This window comes from Vibrio sp. S12_S33 (genome assembly GCF_963889785.1).
In the GTDB taxonomy this organism is placed as follows: Bacteria; Pseudomonadota; Gammaproteobacteria; order Enterobacterales; family Vibrionaceae; genus Vibrio; species Vibrio aestuarianus.
Window position 1 is genome coordinate 86,770 of record NZ_CAWPQZ010000011.1, and the last position, 19,395, is coordinate 106,164.

14 protein-coding genes are annotated in these 19,395 nt (G+C 43.9%); 5 read left to right on the forward strand and 9 right to left on the reverse strand.

The window, feature by feature from the left end; all coding sequences use genetic code 11:
• Positions 1–55 precede the first annotated feature (55 nt).
• The 5 genes from AACW06_RS07615 to AACW06_RS07635 all read right to left on the reverse strand — a co-directional run bounded on the left by AACW06_RS07615 (position 56) and on the right by AACW06_RS07635 (position 4,937).
• On the reverse strand, positions 56–445 hold the full coding sequence (locus AACW06_RS07615; RefSeq protein WP_192074611.1) for a RidA family protein: 390 nt from the start codon (positions 443–445) through the stop codon (positions 56–58).
• A gap of 122 nt (positions 446–567) precedes the next feature.
• The gene (gene pyrI, locus AACW06_RS07620) at positions 568–1,032 is read right to left on the reverse strand and encodes an aspartate carbamoyltransferase regulatory subunit (RefSeq protein WP_192074612.1); all 465 of its coding nucleotides are present in this window, start codon (positions 1,030–1,032) and stop codon (positions 568–570) included.
• Between the two features lie 15 nt (positions 1,033–1,047).
• Entirely contained in the window at positions 1,048–1,977 is a 930-nt protein-coding gene (pyrB, locus tag AACW06_RS07625) for an aspartate carbamoyltransferase (RefSeq protein WP_192074613.1), read from the reverse strand.
• A 462-nt stretch (positions 1,978–2,439) separates the two neighbouring features.
• Entirely contained in the window at positions 2,440–3,444 is a 1,005-nt protein-coding gene (gene argF, locus AACW06_RS07630) for an ornithine carbamoyltransferase (RefSeq protein WP_192074614.1), read from the reverse strand.
• Positions 3,445–3,560: 116 nt separating this feature from the next.
• Positions 3,561–4,937, reverse strand: coding sequence for a PhoH family protein (locus tag AACW06_RS07635; protein WP_192074615.1), 1,377 nt, complete (start codon positions 4,935–4,937; stop codon positions 3,561–3,563).
• A gap of 432 nt (positions 4,938–5,369) precedes the next feature.
• Here AACW06_RS07635 and rapA point away from each other — a divergent pair, with 432 nt between their 5' ends.
• Positions 5,370–8,279, forward strand: coding sequence for an RNA polymerase-associated protein RapA (gene rapA, locus AACW06_RS07640; RefSeq protein ID WP_192074616.1), 2,910 nt, complete (start codon positions 5,370–5,372; stop codon positions 8,277–8,279).
• Between the two features lie 239 nt (positions 8,280–8,518).
• Here rapA and AACW06_RS07645 read toward each other — a convergent pair whose 3' ends face one another.
• Entirely contained in the window at positions 8,519–9,790 is a 1,272-nt protein-coding gene (locus tag AACW06_RS07645) for an NRAMP family divalent metal transporter (protein WP_192074617.1), read from the reverse strand.
• A 242-nt stretch (positions 9,791–10,032) separates the two neighbouring features.
• On the opposite strand from AACW06_RS07645, the gene rluA reads away from it, so the two are divergent.
• Both rluA and AACW06_RS07655 read left to right on the forward strand, forming a co-directional pair.
• The gene (gene rluA, locus AACW06_RS07650; protein ID WP_192074618.1) at positions 10,033–10,770 is read left to right on the forward strand and encodes a bifunctional tRNA pseudouridine(32) synthase/23S rRNA pseudouridine(746) synthase RluA; all 738 of its coding nucleotides are present in this window, start codon (positions 10,033–10,035) and stop codon (positions 10,768–10,770) included.
• Between the two features lie 29 nt (positions 10,771–10,799).
• Positions 10,800–11,762 carry a D-2-hydroxyacid dehydrogenase gene (locus AACW06_RS07655; RefSeq protein WP_192074619.1) on the forward strand — a complete coding sequence of 321 codons (963 nt, stop codon included), beginning with the start codon at positions 10,800–10,802 and terminating at the stop codon, positions 11,760–11,762.
• 75 nt (positions 11,763–11,837) lie between these two features.
• On the opposite strand, the gene AACW06_RS07660 is transcribed toward AACW06_RS07655, so the two are convergent.
• The 3 genes from AACW06_RS07660 to pepA all read right to left on the reverse strand — a co-directional run bounded on the left by AACW06_RS07660 (position 11,838) and on the right by pepA (position 16,820).
• On the reverse strand, positions 11,838–14,699 hold the full coding sequence (locus AACW06_RS07660) for a valine--tRNA ligase (RefSeq protein WP_192074620.1): 2,862 nt from the start codon (positions 14,697–14,699) through the stop codon (positions 11,838–11,840).
• Between the two features lie 94 nt (positions 14,700–14,793).
• Positions 14,794–15,243, reverse strand: coding sequence for a DNA polymerase III subunit chi (locus tag AACW06_RS07665; RefSeq protein ID WP_192074624.1), 450 nt, complete (start codon positions 15,241–15,243; stop codon positions 14,794–14,796).
• Between the two features lie 68 nt (positions 15,244–15,311).
• Positions 15,312–16,820 carry a leucyl aminopeptidase gene (gene pepA / locus AACW06_RS07670; protein WP_192074621.1) on the reverse strand — a complete coding sequence of 503 codons (1,509 nt, stop codon included), beginning with the start codon at positions 16,818–16,820 and terminating at the stop codon, positions 15,312–15,314.
• Between the two features lie 190 nt (positions 16,821–17,010).
• On the opposite strand from pepA, the gene lptF reads away from it, so the two are divergent.
• Together lptF and lptG are read left to right on the forward strand one after the other, a co-directional pair.
• Positions 17,011–18,111: an LPS export ABC transporter permease LptF gene (gene lptF / locus AACW06_RS07675; protein WP_192074622.1), complete on the forward strand. Its 1,101-nt coding sequence runs from the start codon at positions 17,011–17,013 to the stop codon at positions 18,109–18,111.
• A 3-nt stretch (positions 18,112–18,114) separates the two neighbouring features.
• Positions 18,115–19,185, forward strand: a complete 1,071-nt coding sequence (gene lptG / locus AACW06_RS07680; protein ID WP_192074623.1) for an LPS export ABC transporter permease LptG — start codon at positions 18,115–18,117, stop codon at positions 19,183–19,185.
• Positions 19,186–19,395: the final 210 nt, after the last annotated feature.

The window sequence follows — 19,395 nt, forward strand, 5'->3', positions numbered from 1 at the left end:
ATTTAATTCTTCAGCCCTTTTTTCTATGATTCATAGGTCACTTTTAGCAACGAGGTTATTTACGAACCGCGATAGCTTCAATTTCAATGCCGACATCTTTTGGAAGACGAGCCACTTCAACACATGAACGCGCTGGGTAGTTAGCAACATTGTGCTCGTCGAAGAACTTGCCATACACTTCGTTGACGGTACCAAAATCATTAAGGTCTTTTACAAACACCGTCATTTTCACGATATCAGCAACGGTTAGGCCAGAAGCTTCAACAACCGCTTTCACGTTATCTAAAGATTGACGCGCTTGTACTGCGATATCTACGGATACTTCACCAGTTACTGGATTAACAGGAATTTGACCTGAAGTAAGAACCATATTACCAAGGTCAACGCCTTGCACGTATGGGCCAATAGCAGCCGGTGCTGATTCAGTATGAAGTACTTTAGTCATTATGATGTTCCATCTGTTTTATATGAATTTGAGGCCTCAGTTTGCCTCTAAAAAAACGGTAGGTAAAGTGCAAAATGCCCCACAATGATGGGGCACTGATAGCGGCTAATCAAGCCAGTTTACTATTCACGTTCAGTCACGATTTCACGTGAGAACACTTTTTCACAGTACTTACATTTCAAACGAATATCGTTGTTCTTCTCAAAAATCTTAAAGCTGCTTTCTACGGGTTCATCGTGTGTAATGCAGTTGGTATTTGGGCAAGAGAACACATCATTAATTTGTTCTGGCAGTTCAAGTGCTAATTTTTTTACGACTTGATAGTTTTCTATTTGATTGACGGTTGCATGTGGGGCATATAACGCCAGCTTGCTGGCTTGTTCTTCATTGATGAAGATATTTTCAATCTTCAGCAAATCTTTGACGCCAAGTGCAGAAGATGGCAAGTTCAAACCAATGGTTACACGCTGATTTGAATTATGCATATCAAATAATTTTAGAACCTTGATGCCAATTTGAGCAGGAATATGGTCAATCACGGTACCATTTTTAATGGCTTCAACCTGTAACTGAGTTTCTTTAGTCATGATAGGTCTCCTCGATCACAGGGTGTCATTAAGCACAAGAGCAAGCAAAGCTTCGCGGGCGTAAACACCATTCTCTGCTTGTTGGAAGAAGTAAGCGTGTTGGGTGTTATCGACATCGGTGGTGATTTCATCAACACGAGGTAGAGGGTGCAACACCTTCATATTATTACGAGCATTTTTTAACATTGAAGCGGTCAAGATGTATGCCGACTTAATATGCGCATATTCTGATTCATCAAAGCGTTCTTTTTGAACACGAGTCATATATAGGATATCTAACTCAGGGATCACACTCTCAATATCAGTATGCAAGCTGTACTGGATGCCAGCTTCATCAAGCTCTTCACAAATATAATCCGGCATAGCTAGCGCTTCAGGAGCGACAAAGAAAAAGCGAATGTTATTAAACTTGGCTAAGGCTTGAGTCAGAGAATGCACTGTACGGCCATATTTTAGGTCACCAACGAAAGCAACGTTGAGGTTATCCAAACGGCCTTGAGTTTCGGCAATGGTGAACAAATCAAGTAGTGTTTGTGTTGGGTGTTGGTTAGCACCGTCACCAGCATTGATAACCGGCACACCATGAGAAAACTCAGAAGCTAAACGAGCTGCCCCTTCTTGTGGGTGGCGCATCACAAACGCATCCACGTAAGATGAAATCACCTGCACCGAGTCAGCCAGCGTTTCACCTTTCTTAGCCAATGAAGTGTTGCCGCCATTGTCAAAGCCAATCACACTGCCACCAATGCGCTGAATTGCCGTTTCAAAGGAGAGGCGAGTACGTGTCGATGGTTCAAAGAAACAGCTCGCCACCACTTTATTTTTAATAAGTTCCGGGTTGGGTTCTGCTTTCAGTTGGCCAGCGGTTTTGACAATCAGTTCCAGCTCATTACGAGACAGTTCTGGAATCGAGATAATGTTCTTTTGATAAAGCGAATTCACCATGATCTTATTCCCTATAATTTTCTAACAGCCACAAAAAAGCCCCCCAATAAGGGAGGCTTTAAAAATCAAAAGAGGGTGAAAATAGTAAGCCCAATAAGCAAAAGAACTTACTCATGTTGAATCGAATTGCGTTGTAGATGTGAATAACAACGTTCAGCTTCATGGCTACCCCTCAGATAAATCGCAGAGAATTATACGCTTTCGTTGTGTGAGCGCAAGCGATTACCTCACAATCCTCTTCATCACTGGCACTGTCGCTGCGTTAGCTGCTTTCACTCACCCAAATCACTTACTCATGTAAGCTCATCGGGCTTCGTTCTCTTGCTGCCTTGCGACAGCACCAATGATTTTGAGGATTAAAAGCCGCTTTGACACTGTCGCTGCGTTAGCTATTTTCGCTCACCCCAATCACACATTACGAATGTAAGTTCATCAGGCTTCGCTCCATTGTTGCCTAGTTTTTTAAGCGCCGAGCGTGGCAACCATTACCGCTTTGATGGTGTGCATGCGGTTTTCTGCTTCATCAAATACGATCGAGTATTCTGACTCAAAGACCTCTTCGGTAACTTCTAAGCCCTTCATTCCGTATTTTTCAGACACTTCTTTACCAATTGCGGTTTCATCATTATGAAAAGCCGGTAGACAATGCATAAATTTGACGTGTGGATTGCCAGTTTGTTTGATCACATCCATGTTTACTTGATAAGGTGTCATCAGAGCGACACGTTGATCCCATGCATCAGCAGCTTCGCCCATCGAAACCCAAACATCGGTGTAAAGGTAATCACACCCTTTCACACCTTCTTTGACATTTTCAGTGAGGGTTATTTTAGCACCAGTCTGTTTGGCAATGGTTTGGCAAGTTGCCACTAACGCTTCTTCGGGCCAAAACTGTTTTGGAGCCACTAAGCGAATGTCCATGCCCATTTTAGCTGCACCTACCATTAAGGAATTGCCCATGTTGTTACGCGCATCACCCAAGTAAGCAAGTGACATTTGATGCAATTGTTTACCATGACCGTGCTCAAGCATGGTCAGGAAATCAGCTAAAATTTGAGTTGGGTGGAATTCATTAGTCAAGCCATTCCAAACGGGAACACCTGCATGTGTACCTAACTCTTCGACTATTTCTTGTCCAAAGCCACGGTATTCAATGCCATCGTACATTCTACCTAGTACGCGAGCGGTATCTTTCATTGACTCTTTCTGGCCAATTTGAGATCCCGAAGGGCCGATATAAGAGACTTGTGCACCTTGGTCAAAAGCAGCCACTTCAAAGGCACATCGGGTCCGAGTCGAGGCTTTTTCAAAAATGAGTGCGATATTTTTGCTGAGCAGCTTTTTCTGTTCGGTGCCTGCATATTTGGCTTTTTTCAGTTCGGCTGATAAGTCGAGTAAGAATTGAATCTCTTTCGGCGTAAAGTCGAGCAGTTTGAGAAAGTTGCGGTTACGTAAATTAAAAGCCATATCTCAGTCCTAAGATGTGAGTGAAGAATGGCTTTAGTAAAACATATAAATGCTGAATTTGTGAATAATTATTTTAAATAAATGGCGAAATATTAATAATATCTCGCCAAATGTGATTATAAATTCTCTTCGGCGAACTCAGCTAAGCGGCTGCGAACTACACCATTTAAGTGAATGTTGGCGCTTCCTTCAAAGTTTTTGAAGCGTTCAACCATATAAGTTAAACCCGAAGTAACTGGGGTTAAGTAGTGGGAATCGATCTGCGCTAGATTGCCAGAGCAGACAATTTTGGTGCCTTCACCACAGCGTGTGATGATGGTTTTGATTTGCGACGCGGTTAAGTTTTGGCACTCATCGAGCAGAACGAAGGCATCTTGAATTGAGCGACCACGCATAAAGTTGATCGATTTAAACTGGATGTTGGCTTTATCGCAGATGTACTTGAGCGAGCCTTCCGTACAGTGATCGTTTTTGTGCAGAGCTTCGAGGGTATCGGTGACCGCGGCGAGCCACGGCATCATTTTCTCTTCCTCTGTGCCGGGTAAGAAACCAATCGATTCGCCAATATCAGGTGTGTTACGGGTGACAATGATCTTATCGAACATTTTTTTCTCTATGGTTTGCTCAAGTGCGGCTGCCATGGCGAGTAGTGTTTTACCACTACCGGCCGCCCCGGTGAGGATAACTAAGTCAATGCTTGGGTCGAGTAGGGCATCTAATGCCATCCCTTGATAAACATTTTTCGGAGTAATATCCCAAGCTTTGCGGTGCAGTATTCGTTCTCGGCTGATATCGAGCAGGGTGATTTTGTCACCATCAATTTGGTGTACGCGGGCCGCAAATTCACTCTCTTCATCAATAACATATTGATTGATAAACGTCGGGTCAAAAGGGGCTTTATCTAATGTGTGGAAAGTTTTTCCGCCTAAGGTTTTGCTTTCTACCTCATCGACGCTATCCCAGAAATTACCTTCACGAATTTGAAAGCCTTTAGTGAGATACTGTACGTCGTCAATTAATTGGTCGGTACGATAGTCTTCAACATAGCGCACACCTGCACCTTTCGCGCGTAAGCGCATGTTGATGTCTTTAGTGAGTAGCACGACAGAGCGCGGTGCTCGTTTGGCTTGTAGGTAAAGTACAGCATTGAGAATGCGATTATCACCCGCTTTATCAGCAAAGGCTTTAACGGTTTCTTGCAGCTCAAAATCGGCCAAAATAGAAATGGTGCCAGTTGAAGTCGCTTCTTTTGAGAAAGGAATACCTTCGGTGATTTCATCCGGTGTTGCATCGTGAAATAAGTGCTCTAGGGCGCGAATGGCAACCCTTGCATCACGTGCTACATCGCGCTTGCTGTCTTTGATGCGGTCAAGTTCTTCTAAGACAGTCATTGGAATGACGACGTCATGTTCTTGAAAGGAGTATATGGCTAGAGGTTCATGAAGCAGGATATTGGTATCCAGTACAAACAGTTTCCGGTCGGTATCGCCCATAAGCGTCTCCTTGCTGCGGTGCAGCGTGCTTAACATAAAGATGCTTGCAGAGATGTGACGAGCAATGTGTGCATGGTTGTGGTTCGATCGCTCGATACTGCTGCAAACTCGTGTTGATACTCATTGTCTGTTTGATGCGGCATGTTTTATACCAAAGTCATGATTTTGATTCATAAAGCATGCGTTTTCATAATGAGTATAGCAACCTTGTTAACTACAAATGCCATTGATTTCTTACAGTTTGATGTCAGCCAAAAGTTGCAGAAAAAAAACTGAGCATTCGTTCGCTTAACACGTGACCTGTATCACGCCATCAAGTAAGATTAGCGACCTTTTTCTGCACCATACTCCAACAACAATCATAATTAGGAGTTATCTCCACTTGGTGACAGACCGATATAATTCATTCTAAATAAATGAGGTAGTCGATACATGACTTTTGCTTTGGGGCAACGCTGGATAAGCGATACAGAAAGTGATCTTGGTTTAGGTACAGTTGTTGCGTTAGACACAAGAACCGTCACTTTGATGTTTGCAGCATCAGAGGAAAACCGCGTGTACGCACGCAGTGATGCCCCGGTAACCCGAGTGACGTTTAATTCTGGTGATGTGGTTGAAAGCCAGGAAGGTTGGTCACTCAAGGTTGAGCAAGTGGTCGAAGATCAGGGCTTGCTGACTTACCTTGGTACGCGTGAAGACACGGGCGAAAGCGGTGTTGCGCTGCGCGAAATTTTCTTAAGCCATCAAATTCGTTTCAATAAACCACAAGACAAGTTGTTCGCAGGCCAAATAGACCGCATGGATAACTTTGTATTGCGCTACCGCGCTTTGACGAACCAATACCAGCAGCACAAGAGCCCAATGCGTGGTTTGTGTGGGATGCGCGCTGGTTTGATTCCGCATCAGCTGTACATTGCGCACGAAGTGGGTCGTCGTCACGCCCCTCGTGTTTTATTGGCCGATGAAGTGGGCTTAGGTAAAACGATTGAAGCGGGTATGATCATCCACCAACAGGTATTGTCTGGTCGCGCTGAACGCATTTTGATAGTGGTGCCTGAAACATTACAGCATCAATGGTTAGTGGAGATGATGCGCCGTTTTAACCTTCATTTCTCCATTTTTGATGAAGAGCGTTGTGTTGAAGCCTTCGCTGAAGCGCACAACCCATTTGATACTCAACAATATGTGTTGTGTTCGCTTGATTTTCTACGCAAGAGTCGTCAACGCTTTGAGCAAGCGATGGATGCGGAGTGGGATCTGCTGGTGGTCGATGAAGCTCATCACCTAGAGTGGAGCCAAGATAAGCCAAGTCGTGCTTACCAAATCGTGGAAGGGCTTGCACAAAATACGTCAGCCGTATTGCTGTTGACTGCAACGCCAGAGCAGCTTGGTCGTGAAAGCCACTTTGCACGCCTACGCTTGCTCGATCCTGATCGTTTCTATGACTACGAGGCTTTTGTCAAAGAAGAAGAGCAATATGCTCCAGTCGCCGATTCTGTGACCGCACTGTTTTCTGGCGAAAAGCTGCAAAATGAGGCAAAAAACCAAATTACAGAGCTACTTTCAGAGCAAGATGTTGAACCACTATTCCGCATTATTGAAAGCAATTCAGACCAAGATAGCAAAGTGGCAGCCCGCCAAGAGCTAATCGATAACTTGATGGATCGTCATGGTACGGGTCGTGTACTATTTAGAAACACACGCGCTGCCATTAAAGGTTTCCCTGTGCGTAATGTACACTTGATGCCAATGGAAATTCCAACGCAATATACGACATCGATGCGTGTTGCAGGCATGATCGGTGGCAAACTCAGCGCGGAAGCTCGTGCGATGAAAATGCTCTATCCAGAAGAGATCTTCCAAGAGTTTGAAGGTGACGATGCAAGCTGGTGGCAGTTTGATTCACGTGTGAATTGGCTGATCGAAAAAGTTAAAGAAAAACGCAGTGAAAAAATCTTAGTGATTGCATCACGTGCTAGTACGGCTTTGCAATTGGAGCAAGCATTGCGTGAACGTGAAGGCATTCGCGCCACCGTCTTCCACGAAGGGATGTCGATTCTAGAACGTGATAAAGCCGCAGCCTATTTTGCTCAAGAAGAGGGCGGAGCGCAGGTTTTGATCTGTAGTGAAATTGGCTCTGAAGGTCGTAACTTCCAGTTTGCTAACCAATTGGTGATGTTTGATTTACCATTTAACCCTGATCTACTTGAACAGCGTATTGGTCGTTTAGATCGTATTGGTCAACAGCGCGATATCGATATACATGTGCCTTACCTAAAAGGGACTTCACAAGCAATTTTAGCTCGCTGGTTTGATGAAGGTTTAAATGCCTTTGCTGAAACTTGCCCGACCGGGCGTGCTGTTTACGATAAATACGCAACGACTCTAATTGAAATGCTTGCATCAGGTAATACTGAACAATTGGATGAGATCATTGATGAGTCGGCTAAGTTAAATAAAACCTTAAAAACACAACTCGAACAAGGCCGTGACCGTTTACTAGAGATGCATTCCAACGGTGGTGAAAAAGCACAAAAGATCGTTGCTGATATCGCCTCAACTGATGGTGATACTAATTTAGTAACCTTTGCATTGAGTTTATTTGATGCGATTGGTTTAAACCAAGATGATCGCGGTGAAAATGCACTGGTCGTAACGCCATCGGAACATATGATGGTACCAAGCTACCCAGGTTTGCCGTATGAAGGTGCGACGATTACTTTTGATCGTGACACAGCACTTTCTCGTGAAGACATGAACTTCATCAGTTGGGAACACCCAATGATTCAAGGAGGAATTGATCTTCTAATGAGTGAGGGGGTGGGGACTTCTACGGTTTCGCTTCTGAAAAACAAGGCGCTACCAGTTGGTACTATTTTGCTGGAATTGGTTTACGTTGTGGACGCACAAGCACCAAAACGCAGTGGTATTAGTCAATTCCTTCCACAAACGCCAATCCGTTTGATGATGGATGCTCGCGGTAATGATCTCTCTGCTCAGGTTGAATTTGAAAGCTTTAACCGTCAGCTAAGTCCAGTTAATCGTCATTTAGCGAGCAAGTTGGTGACTTCAGTTCAAAACGATGTCCATAACTTAATTGCCGCCAGTGAAAGCCAAGTAGTTGCTCGTGTTGAAACTATCCGTGAGCAAGCTCAGCAAGAGATGCAGGCCAATTTGAACGCAGAACTTGAGCGTTTGTTAGCATTGAAAGCGGTGAACCCGAATATTCGTGATGAAGAAATCGAAGCGATTGAAGAGCAAATCAAAGAATTGACAGGCTATATTAACAAAGCTCAGTTCCAGCTTGATTCCTTACGTTTGATAGTGGTCGCGCACAATTGATTGAGTTTGTTCGATATAACAAAGGCCTTATTTATAAGGCCTTTGTTTTTTCTTGGGGTTTATACCAATCGTAGTAAATAACTGTTCATCCTAGCTGGTTAAAATGCTCGATAACTGCGTTAGAATTTTTGATTGTAGAATAACTACTTATCGAAAAATCCTGCCTTGTTCTCAAGCCTTTTTCCTGCGCTATTTCTGATCACTTATTTACTGTGATTGGTATTATTTTATCTCGCCAGTTACATTAACCATTTCCACCAAATAAAGACGGCCAGAAAACCAAATAGATAGATCAAACCTACAATCGATAGCCATTTGAGCTTTTTACCAACGGCGAGCGCGGCTGGCAGTGGTGTTTTAATGACTAGAATGTAGTTCAATAGCGCAAAGATCGGTGTGGTCATGAAGGCCATGATCATTGCAAAATTTAGCATTGGCATTAATGCTGATGCCCAAAATGCAATAATTCCCAACGCCAATGCAGAGACAATGATAACCCACACTTGATAGTGACGTGGGCTCTCCGTTTGCTGGTTTTGCAGTAAACGCTGAGCTTCAGCAATCACACGCGAATAACCATCAATTACTGTAATCGTGCTGCCAAAAATACAGAAGAAAGCGATCACGGCAATAAGATAGCGCGCCCACTCTCCGATCGTTGAGGCATAGAGCCCGACTAATTGATGAGAGAAACCGACGCCTGACTGTGAGAGTTCTACACCAGTACCGTGTAGAACTAAAGCCCCTAATGCTAAAAAAACAATGGCCAAAATAGCGGTACCGATGTAGCCGACATTGAAATCAAATAGCGCTGATTGCGGCGTGACTTGTTGCTCACGACACTGACGTTTGAGCCAAACTGACGTGATACTTGAAATTTCAATTGGCGCAGGCATCCAACCCATAGTGACCACCAAAAAGCCAATCGCCGCTAAGGTCCAAGGAGAAGGTGAGGTTGTTTCGACCACAACTTGCGCTGGGTTAACGGCTGCAATAACAACAGCAAGTAAGGTGGCAATGGTCAATACTGCCATGATAACTTTTGACAGTGAATCAAGCGCCCGGAAATGGCCAGCAAAGAGAATCACCAAACAAGTGACTAGCACCACGGTAGATAAAATGACAGTACTCAGCTCAAACGGTACAAAGTAGGCAAGTAAACTGGCACTAAACAGTAATAAAGCAGCGGTGTTGATGATGGCTGAGACAACGCTGAGTACCATAAATACCCACAGATAAGCGCGCCCTAGTTTTGCATATCCTTGTACTAGGCTTTGACCTGTGCCCATTGTGTACTGGATACCTGCTCGGAAAAAAGGATATTTCAACAGATTAACAAGCAGGATCATAACGGCTAATTGCCAACCGTAAATTGCACCAGCTTTGGTTGAAGCGACAAGGTGTGAACCGCCAACAGCGGCCGCTGCCATCATAATTCCGGGGCCGAGAGAGCGGAGCAATTGCGGTAAGGTCAAACTTTTAACTGCTTGATAAGGGACGGTGTTTTCCATTCTTGTTCCTTGAGTAATGTTGTGTTTTTCATTGATCGGTCGATTATGATTTATTGTTTTCGACTTTTGTCTTGCGTTTAATGTCAAGATACACATTCAATATCACACTGATTTAATCTGTCAATTTATAATTACACCCTGTGGCTCATTTCTACCTTGACCGATTTTTAGCGAGGGGTATTGATACAAGCATCTTGAGTCAGTTTCGTTATATAATGCGCCGATTTTTTTGGAGACCTTTTATGGCGATGCTTGAATACACACCACCGACTGATCCTTGGATCGATATCGTCTATGAAGATGATCATATCCTAGCGGTGAATAAGCCTTCTGGGCTACTTTCTGTTCCCGGTCGATTGCCAGAACATCATGACAGTATGTGGAGTCGCTTGGCTGAACAATATCCGGATATACAAGTCGTGCATCGTTTGGATATGTCGACATCAGGCCTGATGCTACTGGCAAAAAATAAATACGCTGAAGGCGCATTAAAAAAACAATTTCAGTACCGCTTAACGCATAAGATTTATTACGCACGTGTATGGGGAAATGTCGAACTTGATGAAGGCGTGATTGAGCTACCTCTGATTTGCGATTGGCCAAACCGCCCTAAACAGAAAGTATGCTTTGAGGATGGAAAACTATCGAAAACCTTATATCAAGTAGCGAAAAGGGAAGAAAAGACGACAATTGTACGCCTTCTTCCTGTTACTGGACGTTCACATCAATTGCGTGTTCATATGCAAGCATTAGGTCATCCAATCGTGGGTGATGAATTTTATGCAACAGAAGAGGCAAAAGCATTTTCTGATCGTTTAGAATTGCATGCCGCGGAGCTGAGTTTTTATCATCCTAAGAGTCATTGGCTGCGCAGCATTTTTGTCGGCTGTGATTTTTATCCCGATGCACAAGAGCAAATTCTGCAAAACTTTGATCCTGAGCGAAAATTACCTGATTATAAAACGCTGCCTCGACCATAATTTGCTGTGGGTAGCGACAAGGAGCTGATATGTCATTACCCACTGTTGTGTTTCTCGATAGAGCGACAATTCCTGCGCAGATTCACTTGCCAACGCTGCCTTTTGCCCACCAATGGCTTGAGTTCGACTTTACCTCTACCGAGCAAGTGCTAGAACGCTTGTCACAAGCCGATATCGTGATCACCAATAAAGTGATACTCGATAAATCCTTACTTTGTCAGTGCCCTAAATTGCGCCTCATTGCAGTCTCTGCAACTGGGGTGAATAACGTTGATGTTGAATATTGCCGTGAAGCGGGAATAGCGCTGGCTAATGTTCAGGGTTATGCGACCCGTTCAGTGCCAGAGCATGTTATTGCAATGATTTATGCGTTAAGACGCAACCTGTTTGCCTACCATCAAGATATTGCCAATGGAGAATGGCAGCGTAATAAACAATTTTGCTTTTTTACTCACCCGATAGGGGATGTCGCAGGTTCAACACTTGGTGTGGTCGGCAGTGGTGCGCTTGGACAAGCGACAGCGACGTTGGCACGAGCGATTGGTATGCAGGTGATATTTGCTGAACGAAAAGGTGCTGAATTATGCCGACAAGGTTTTATGCCCTTCGAGCAAATGCTGGCTGAGGCGGATGTTGTGAGCTTGCATTGCCCACTGACCGATCAAACCCTTAACCTGATTGGTGAACAAGAGCTGGCGATGATGAAACCTAACGCATTGTTGATTAACGCTGGCCGTGGTGGCTTAGTAGACGAAAACGCGTTGGTTATGGCGCTTAAAACAGGGCAGATCGCTGGAGCAGGAGTGGATGTATTCAGTCGTGAGCCCGCAGATAAAAGCAATCCATTACTAGCTAATTTGGAACTGCCGAATCTATTATTAACACCGCACGTTGCGTGGGGTAGTGATTCAGCTATTCAACAGTTGGCTAATATCTTAATGGATAACATTGCTGCGTTTGAGCGTGGAGATAAACTGAATCGAGTGGTGTGATTGGTATTAGCGCCATAAAAAAGGTCGGTATTTTTATACCGACCTTTTGCGTTTTAATGGCTAGTGAGTCTGCTACTATAGGGCTGCAATGGTTGCTTTTTGCTCTTCCAGTTTAACCAGTGTCTCTTTATAGCCGTCAAGCTTACCACGCTCAGCTGCAACAACAGCTTCTGGTGCTTTAGCGACAAAGCCTTGGTTGCCAAGTTTGCCTTCGATGCGTTTGATCTCACCTTGAGTTTTGGCGATCTCTTTTGCAAGACGATCAAGCTCAGCATCTTTGTCAATCAAGCCTGCCATCGGGATCATCAGTTCAGATTTACCGACTAGCGCTGTCGCACAAGCAGGCGTTTCTTCACTGTTTTCTAGAACGCACAATGCTTCTAGCTTAGCCAGTGACAATAGAACCGCTTTGTTAGCTTGTAAGCGTGCCACTTCTTGCTCGCTTGCTGCTTTTAGCATCACGTTTAGAGGCTTACCTGGGTTAATGTCGTATTCCGCACGCAGGTTACGAATACTGGTAATGAACGCTTTCACCCACTCGATATCATCAAGTGCTTCTTGGTTGAAGTTAGCTTCATCATACTGAGGCAGTGCTTGCAGCATAATGGTATCGCCTTCCACGCCATCAACCATTGGTTTCACGCTTTGCCAGATCGTTTCTGTAATGTACGGAATCACCGGATGAGCTAAACGCAACGTTTTCTCTAAAACCGTAATAAGGGTACGACGTGTAGCACGTTGCTGCGCTTCGGTGCCTTTCCACAGTACTGGTTTAGTCAGTTCTAAGTACCAGTCACAGAATTGGTTCCAGATGAATTCGTAGATTGTATTCGCTGCCATATCCAAACGGAAGTTGTTGATATGGTTATTGAACTCTTTTGCTGCTAGTTCAAATTGCGATTCAATCCATTTGTCTGCTAGTGAGTACTCAAGTTCACTACCAGCGGCGAAACCACAGTCTTGCTCTTCGGTATTCATCAACACGTAACGGCTTGCATTCCACAATTTGTTACAGAAGTTGCGATAACCTTCTAGGCGTTTCATGTCCCAGTTGATATCACGGCCAGTTGAAGCCATGGCAGCCAAGGTAAAGCGTAGTGCATCAGTACCATAAGCTTCGATGCCGTCTTCAAAGGTCTTACGTGTGTTTTTCTCGATCTTAGCGGCGAGCTGAGGCTGCATCATGTTGCCACAACGTTTTTCAACCAAAGATTCAAGGTCAATACCATCGATCATATCGATAGGATCAAGCACATTACCTTTTGATTTCGACATTTTGTCGCCGTTTTCATCACGGATAAGGCCGGTAACGTAAACCGTTTTGAATGGAACTTGTGGTTTGCCGTTCTCATCTTTACAGAAGTGCATGGTCATCATGATCATGCGAGCAACCCAGAAGAAGATGATATCGAAACCAGTAACAAGAACATCTGATGGGTGGAATGTTTTTAATGCGTCAGTATTTTCTGGCCAACCTTGGGTACCAAATGTCCAAAGTGCTGACGAGAACCAGGTATCGAGTACGTCATTGTCTTGGTTTAGTACAATCACTGGGGCAAGGTTGTGTTTAGCGCGAACTTCTTCTTCAGTACGGCCAACATACACATTACCATTATTGTCGTACCATGCAGGAATACGATGACCCCACCAAAGTTGACGAGAGATACACCAGTCTTGAACATCACGCATCCAAGAGAAGTACATGTTTTCGTACTGTTTTGGTACGAATTGAATTTCACCATCTTCAACAGCTTTGGTTGCGACTTCCGCTAGTGGCGCTGTGCGCACATACCATTGGTCGGTTAGCATTGGTTCGATAACCACACCACCACGGTCGCCATAAGGAACCGTTAGGTCGTGATCTTTAATTTCATCAAGCAGGCCGAGCTCTTCAAATTCAGCAACGATAGCTTTACGCGCAGCAAAACGCTCCATACCCTGATATTTGGCTGGGAGCTCGCTGCTGTATGCATCGCTTGCTTCACCATTGGTGGTGAAAACTTCTGCTGCGTCACGGATGTTGGCATCAAAAGTTAGGATATTGATCATTGGTAGTTGGTGGCGTTTACCAACTTCATAGTCGTTAAAGTCGTGAGCTGGAGTGATCTTCACACAACCCGTGCCTTTTTCCATATCAGCATGTTCGTCACCAACAATTTTGATGCGACGATCAACGATAGGCAGGATGATCTCTTTACCAATCAGTGCTTGATAGCGAGGATCTTCTGGGTTTACCGCTACGCCAGTATCACCAAGCATGGTTTCAGGACGTGTGGTTGCAACGACAATGTAATTTTTACCATCTGCTGTTTTTACGCCATCCGCTAATGGGTAGCGGAAGTGCCACATATGGCCTTTTTTATCTTTGTTTTCAACTTCGAGATCAGAAATCGCAGTGTGCAATTTTGGATCCCAGTTAACAAGACGCTTACCACGGTAAATTAAATCATCTTCGTAAAGACGAACGAAGACTTCTTGAACCGCATTTGAAAGACCTTCATCCATTGTGAAGCGCTCGCGCTCCCAGTCTACAGATGCACCAAGGCGACGTAGCTGTTTGGTGATGGTACCGCCAGATTCGCCTTTCCATTCCCAGATTTTGTCGATGAACGCCTCACGACCGTAATCATGCTTGGTTTTGCCTTCCTCTGCGGCAATTTTACGTTCAACAACCATTTGAGTTGCGATACCTGCGTGGTCAGTACCCACTTGCCATAAGGTATTTTTGCCTTTCATACGCTCACAGCGGATCAAAGTATCCATAATGGTGTCTTGGAATGCGTGACCCATATGAAGGCTACCAGTGACGTTCGGTGGCGGGATCATGATGCTGTACGCTTCTTTTGATGTGTCACCGTGAGGCTTAAAGTAGCCGTTCTCTTCCCAAGTCTGATACAGAGCTTGTTCGATTGCTGTTGGGTTATATGTCTTTTCCATAGTGCTCTTAAATGGGTACTGTGAATGATTAATCTTAGTTAAACTTTATAAGTGAAGAATCTTGTTTAAGATCGCCTTAACTATAAGGTTTAACCTATGGATGTTGGATCTCGATTGTTTGCAACTGATAGCCAGCTTGTCGGTAGATTTTATACCTTTCGCGAGCCAGTTGCTTTGCTTTTTCTTCGCAGGGGACGAAGTCTACCACCTCTGTAAAGGCGTTCGCAAAGGTTGTATGATTATTCGCCACATTTATTACCAGTTGGCGATTCCAATTGGGTTTTACCCCTTGATAACCAATTTCAATATTGGTTGAGTATTTAGGGCCTTCTCCGACGAGATTATGCGCGACGAAATTTTCTGGTAATACTTGCCACAGGTGTTCTGCAAATTGTTCAGCATGGGTTTTATCATGGCAATGTAAATACACTTTAGCGCCTTGCTTGGCAAAGTGATGAGTGAGGAACAAGACGTATTGTTCAAAACCTTCAAGCTGAGCTTGAGGACTATTTTCATTCACAATGTAAAAAGTAGCTCGTTGCATTTCATTGCCTAATGATCGATTGCTCATCAACAAAAAAGGGCCTTGCGGCCCTTTTCAAATTTTGAGGTTTATTCCTCAGTCTCTTGGCCACTGCGATTCAATAAGAATTGGACAAGCAATGAGACCGGACGACCCGTTGAGCCTTTAGCGGCACCTGATTTCCATGCTGTACCAGCGATGTCCAAGTGCGCCCAGTTGTATTTTTTAGCAAATTTAGATAAGAAACAACCTGCGGTAATCGTACCACCAGGGCGGCCACCGATATTTGCCATATCGGCAAATGTACTTTTCAACTGCTCATGGTATTCATCTGCCATTGGTAGACGCCATGCGCGATCGCTTGCTTGCTCTGAAGCATTAACCAGTTCGTGTGCTAACGGGTTGTGGTTTGAAATTACACCACTGATATGATGACCTAGTGCAATGACACAAGCACCCGTCAGAGTTGCTACGTCTACTACGCAATCTGGCTCAAAACGCTCAACGTAAGTGAGTGCATCACAAAGCACTAGGCGACCTTCAGCATCAGTATTGAGTACTTCAACGGTTTGGCCTGACATGGTGGTGAGAATATCACCTGGGCGGTAAGCATTGCTGCCTGGCATATTTTCACAACCAGCCAATATACCCACAACATTTAATGGTAGGTTTAATTTCGCGAGTGCTTTCATTGCACCAAAGACAGAAGCCGCGCCACACATGTCATACTTCATTTCATCCATGCCTTCGCCTGGTTTCAATGAAATGCCGCCTGAATCGAACGTTAGACCTTTACCCACCAATACGATTGGTTTCGCATCTGGGTCTGGATTGCCTTTGTACTCAATGACCGACATCATCGATTCATTTTTTGAACCACGACCAACCGCTAGGTATGAGCTCATACCTAGTTTTTCCATCTCTTCTTCACCAATAATTTTGCTTGAGACTGTCTCGTAATCGTCAGCTAAGCGACGAGCTTGAGAAGCAAGATAGGCTGGGTTAGCAATGTTTGGTGGCATATTGCCAAGATCTTTAGATGCTTTCACACCAGAAGAAATAGCCAGACCGTGCGAAATGGCACGTTCGCCTACGTTAAGTTCACGACGAGTCGGTACATTAAAGACCAATTTACGCAGTGGACGACGAGTTTCTGGTTTTGCACTCTTAAATTGGTCAAAGGTGTATAGGCCATCTTTCGTTGCTTCAACGGCTTGGCGTACTTTCCAGTAAGTATCACGGCCTTTGACGTGCAGTTCCGTGAGGAAACAGACAGCTTCCATGGAACCCGTTTCATTAAGTGTGCTAATAGTTTTTTGAATGATTTCTTTGTATTGACGTTCGCCTAATTCGCGTTCTTTACCACAACCAACCAGTAAAACGCGCTCAGAAAGAACACCTGGTACTTGATGCAGCAGTAGCATCTGGCCTGGTTTACCCTCGAGATCACCACGACGAAGTAGTGAACTAATATAGCCATCGCTGATTTTATCAAGCTGCTCTGCTACTGGAGAAAGGCGGCGTGGTTCGAACACTCCCACAACGATACATGCGCTACGTTGTTTCTCTGGACTGCCACTTTTTACACTGAACTCCATGCGTACTCCTACATCCTGAAGACAAATAGAACTAAATGTTAGATAATGCGCTCTTAGTTGTTGAATCCATGTTTGGATCTACTATTAATTGAACGGGCTAACAGTTAGTGAAAATTTTAAAAATAAAAGGTTCAACGGGAAATTATAGTGATTCAATCAAAAAAACAAGTTTTGTATAGGTAATTTCAGCGTGATTATTGTTAGATATTTGATCCGCGAGACACTCAAGAGCCAATTTGCGATCTTTTTTGTGCTTTTTTTAGTGTTTCTGAGCCAAAAATTTATAGAAGTTTTGGCTGATGCTTCTGCTGGTGAAATTCCTGCCCGGATGATTTTCTCTATCGTGGCGTTAAAAATGCCTGCGATGGGGCTATTAATGCTGCCTTTAAGCCTTTATATCGGCATATTACTGACTTTTGGTCGTTTATACGCGGAAAGTGAAATTACCGTGATGAATGCCACCGGAATTGGTAATAAGTTCTTGATTCAGGGGGCATTATATCTTGCTGTTATTACTGCGGGTACCGCTGCATTTAATGCGTTTTGGTTAGCACCATGGAGCCAAGATAAGTACGCTCAATTGATAGAACAACTAGCAGCGGAAAACAGCGTTGATTTATTACAACAAGGTCAGTTCCAACGTACCCCTGACGGCTCTTCTGTTGTGTTTATCGATAGTGTTGAAAATAAGAAACTGTACAACGTGTTTGTTGCTCAACTAGCTCCACGTGATTCTATTTTACCAAGTGTGATGTTTTCGAATTCAGGCGACGTCAAAGAACTGAGTGATGGTCGTCAAATGATTACCATGTATGAGGGAACTCGCTATGAGGGAGTGCCGACTCGTATTGACTATATGATTACGGAATTTGATGAATACGAAGGGCTCATTGGGCAACGTGAAGTAAAACCTAAAGGTCGTGATTGGGAAGCTTTGCCTACGTTAAAGTTAGTCTCGAGTTCAAATACAAAAGCGCAAGCGGAACTACAATGGCGAATTTCGCTTGTTGTTTGTATTCCGCTGTTAACGATGTTGGTTGTGCCACTTTCTGCCGTAAATCCTCGTCAAGGTCGTTTTGCAAAAATGGGACCTGCGATTTTAATTTATCTTGCCTACTTCCTGACGCTCAGTGCCACAAAATCAGCGATTGAAGATGGTTCACTTTCTAGCGTTATTGGTATGTGGCCGATTAATGCCGCATTACTTATCGCTGCAATTTTGGTGAATACACTAGATAGTGTGCCAGTGAGGCGCTTTAAAGATAAGCTCAAACAGAAGAGGGTGGTATAAGTCGTGTTTAAGATTTTAGATTTATATATTGGTCGCACTATCATTGTAACCACCTCTTTAGTGCTGATTGTTTTTGTTGGTTTATCGGGCATTATCAAATTTGTTGATAATTTGAGACACGTAGGTAAAGGCGGGTTTGACCTGTTGCAAGCGCTGTTCTTTGTTATTTTGAGTGTCCCCCGTGATATTGAGATGTTTTTCCCGATGGCGGCCTTACTTGGAGCCTTGATCGGCTTAGGGATGCTGGCGGCAAGCTCCGAATTGGTCGTGATGCAGGCGGCAGGAGTGTCAAAACTTGATATCGGTTTCTCTGTTTTGAAAACAGCCGTTCCGTTGATGATCATAATTACTGTTCTTGGGCAATGGGGGGCACCTCAAGCTCAGAAGTTAGCACGAGACTCTCGTTCTTTTGCGATTTCAGGTGGCAGTATCGTTTCGGTACGAAGCGGTGTCTGGGCTCGTGATGCGAACGATTTTATTTTTATTGGCAAAATAGATAACGATAAGCTCTATGGATTGAACATGTGGCGCTTTGATAACAATAAGAAATTACAGAATATCTTTTTTGCCAAAGAAGCCGATTATGACAAAGATAATCAATGGATAATGAAAGATGTTCAAATTACCGATATGCGCGATGAAATTGTCATTTATAAGCAGCAATTGCCAGAGTATCAATGGACGACATCGCTTGCTCCCGATAAGTTAGCAGTTGTAACCGTTAAACCTGAAGAGCTCTCTTTAAGTGGGTTATATGATTATGTCTCTTATCTAAAAGCTTCTGAGCAGGACTCATCCCGTTATGATTTGGCGTTATGGCGTAAGATCACTCAACCGTTTTCTATTGCAGTGATGATGCTGATGGCACTTTCATTTATTTTCGGTCCATTACGTAGTGTCACTATGGGGGCAAGAATACTGTCAGGGGTGATTGCTGGGTTTACGTTTTATATATCCAGTGAGTTTTTTGGACCTCTTAGCATCGTATACGGGCTTCCTCCCGCATTGGGAGCAATAGCCCCAAGTGTGGTATTTCTTGTGATAGCCGTAATGTTGTTGAGAAGAAAGTTATAGATGAAGAAAAAGGAAGAGCTTAGGGATCTAATGCCGATCAGTTAAGACTTTAATCGGCAGATCAGTTGAATGATCCTACCTTTATGTAAAAATCCGATAGACATTGTTTATCGGATTTTTTTATGCACGTTTCTCAAGCCCTCGATATCATCAACAGTTATAAACCAAATCACGTTGAGACACTCTCAGACCTCCTGCCCATTGAACTCA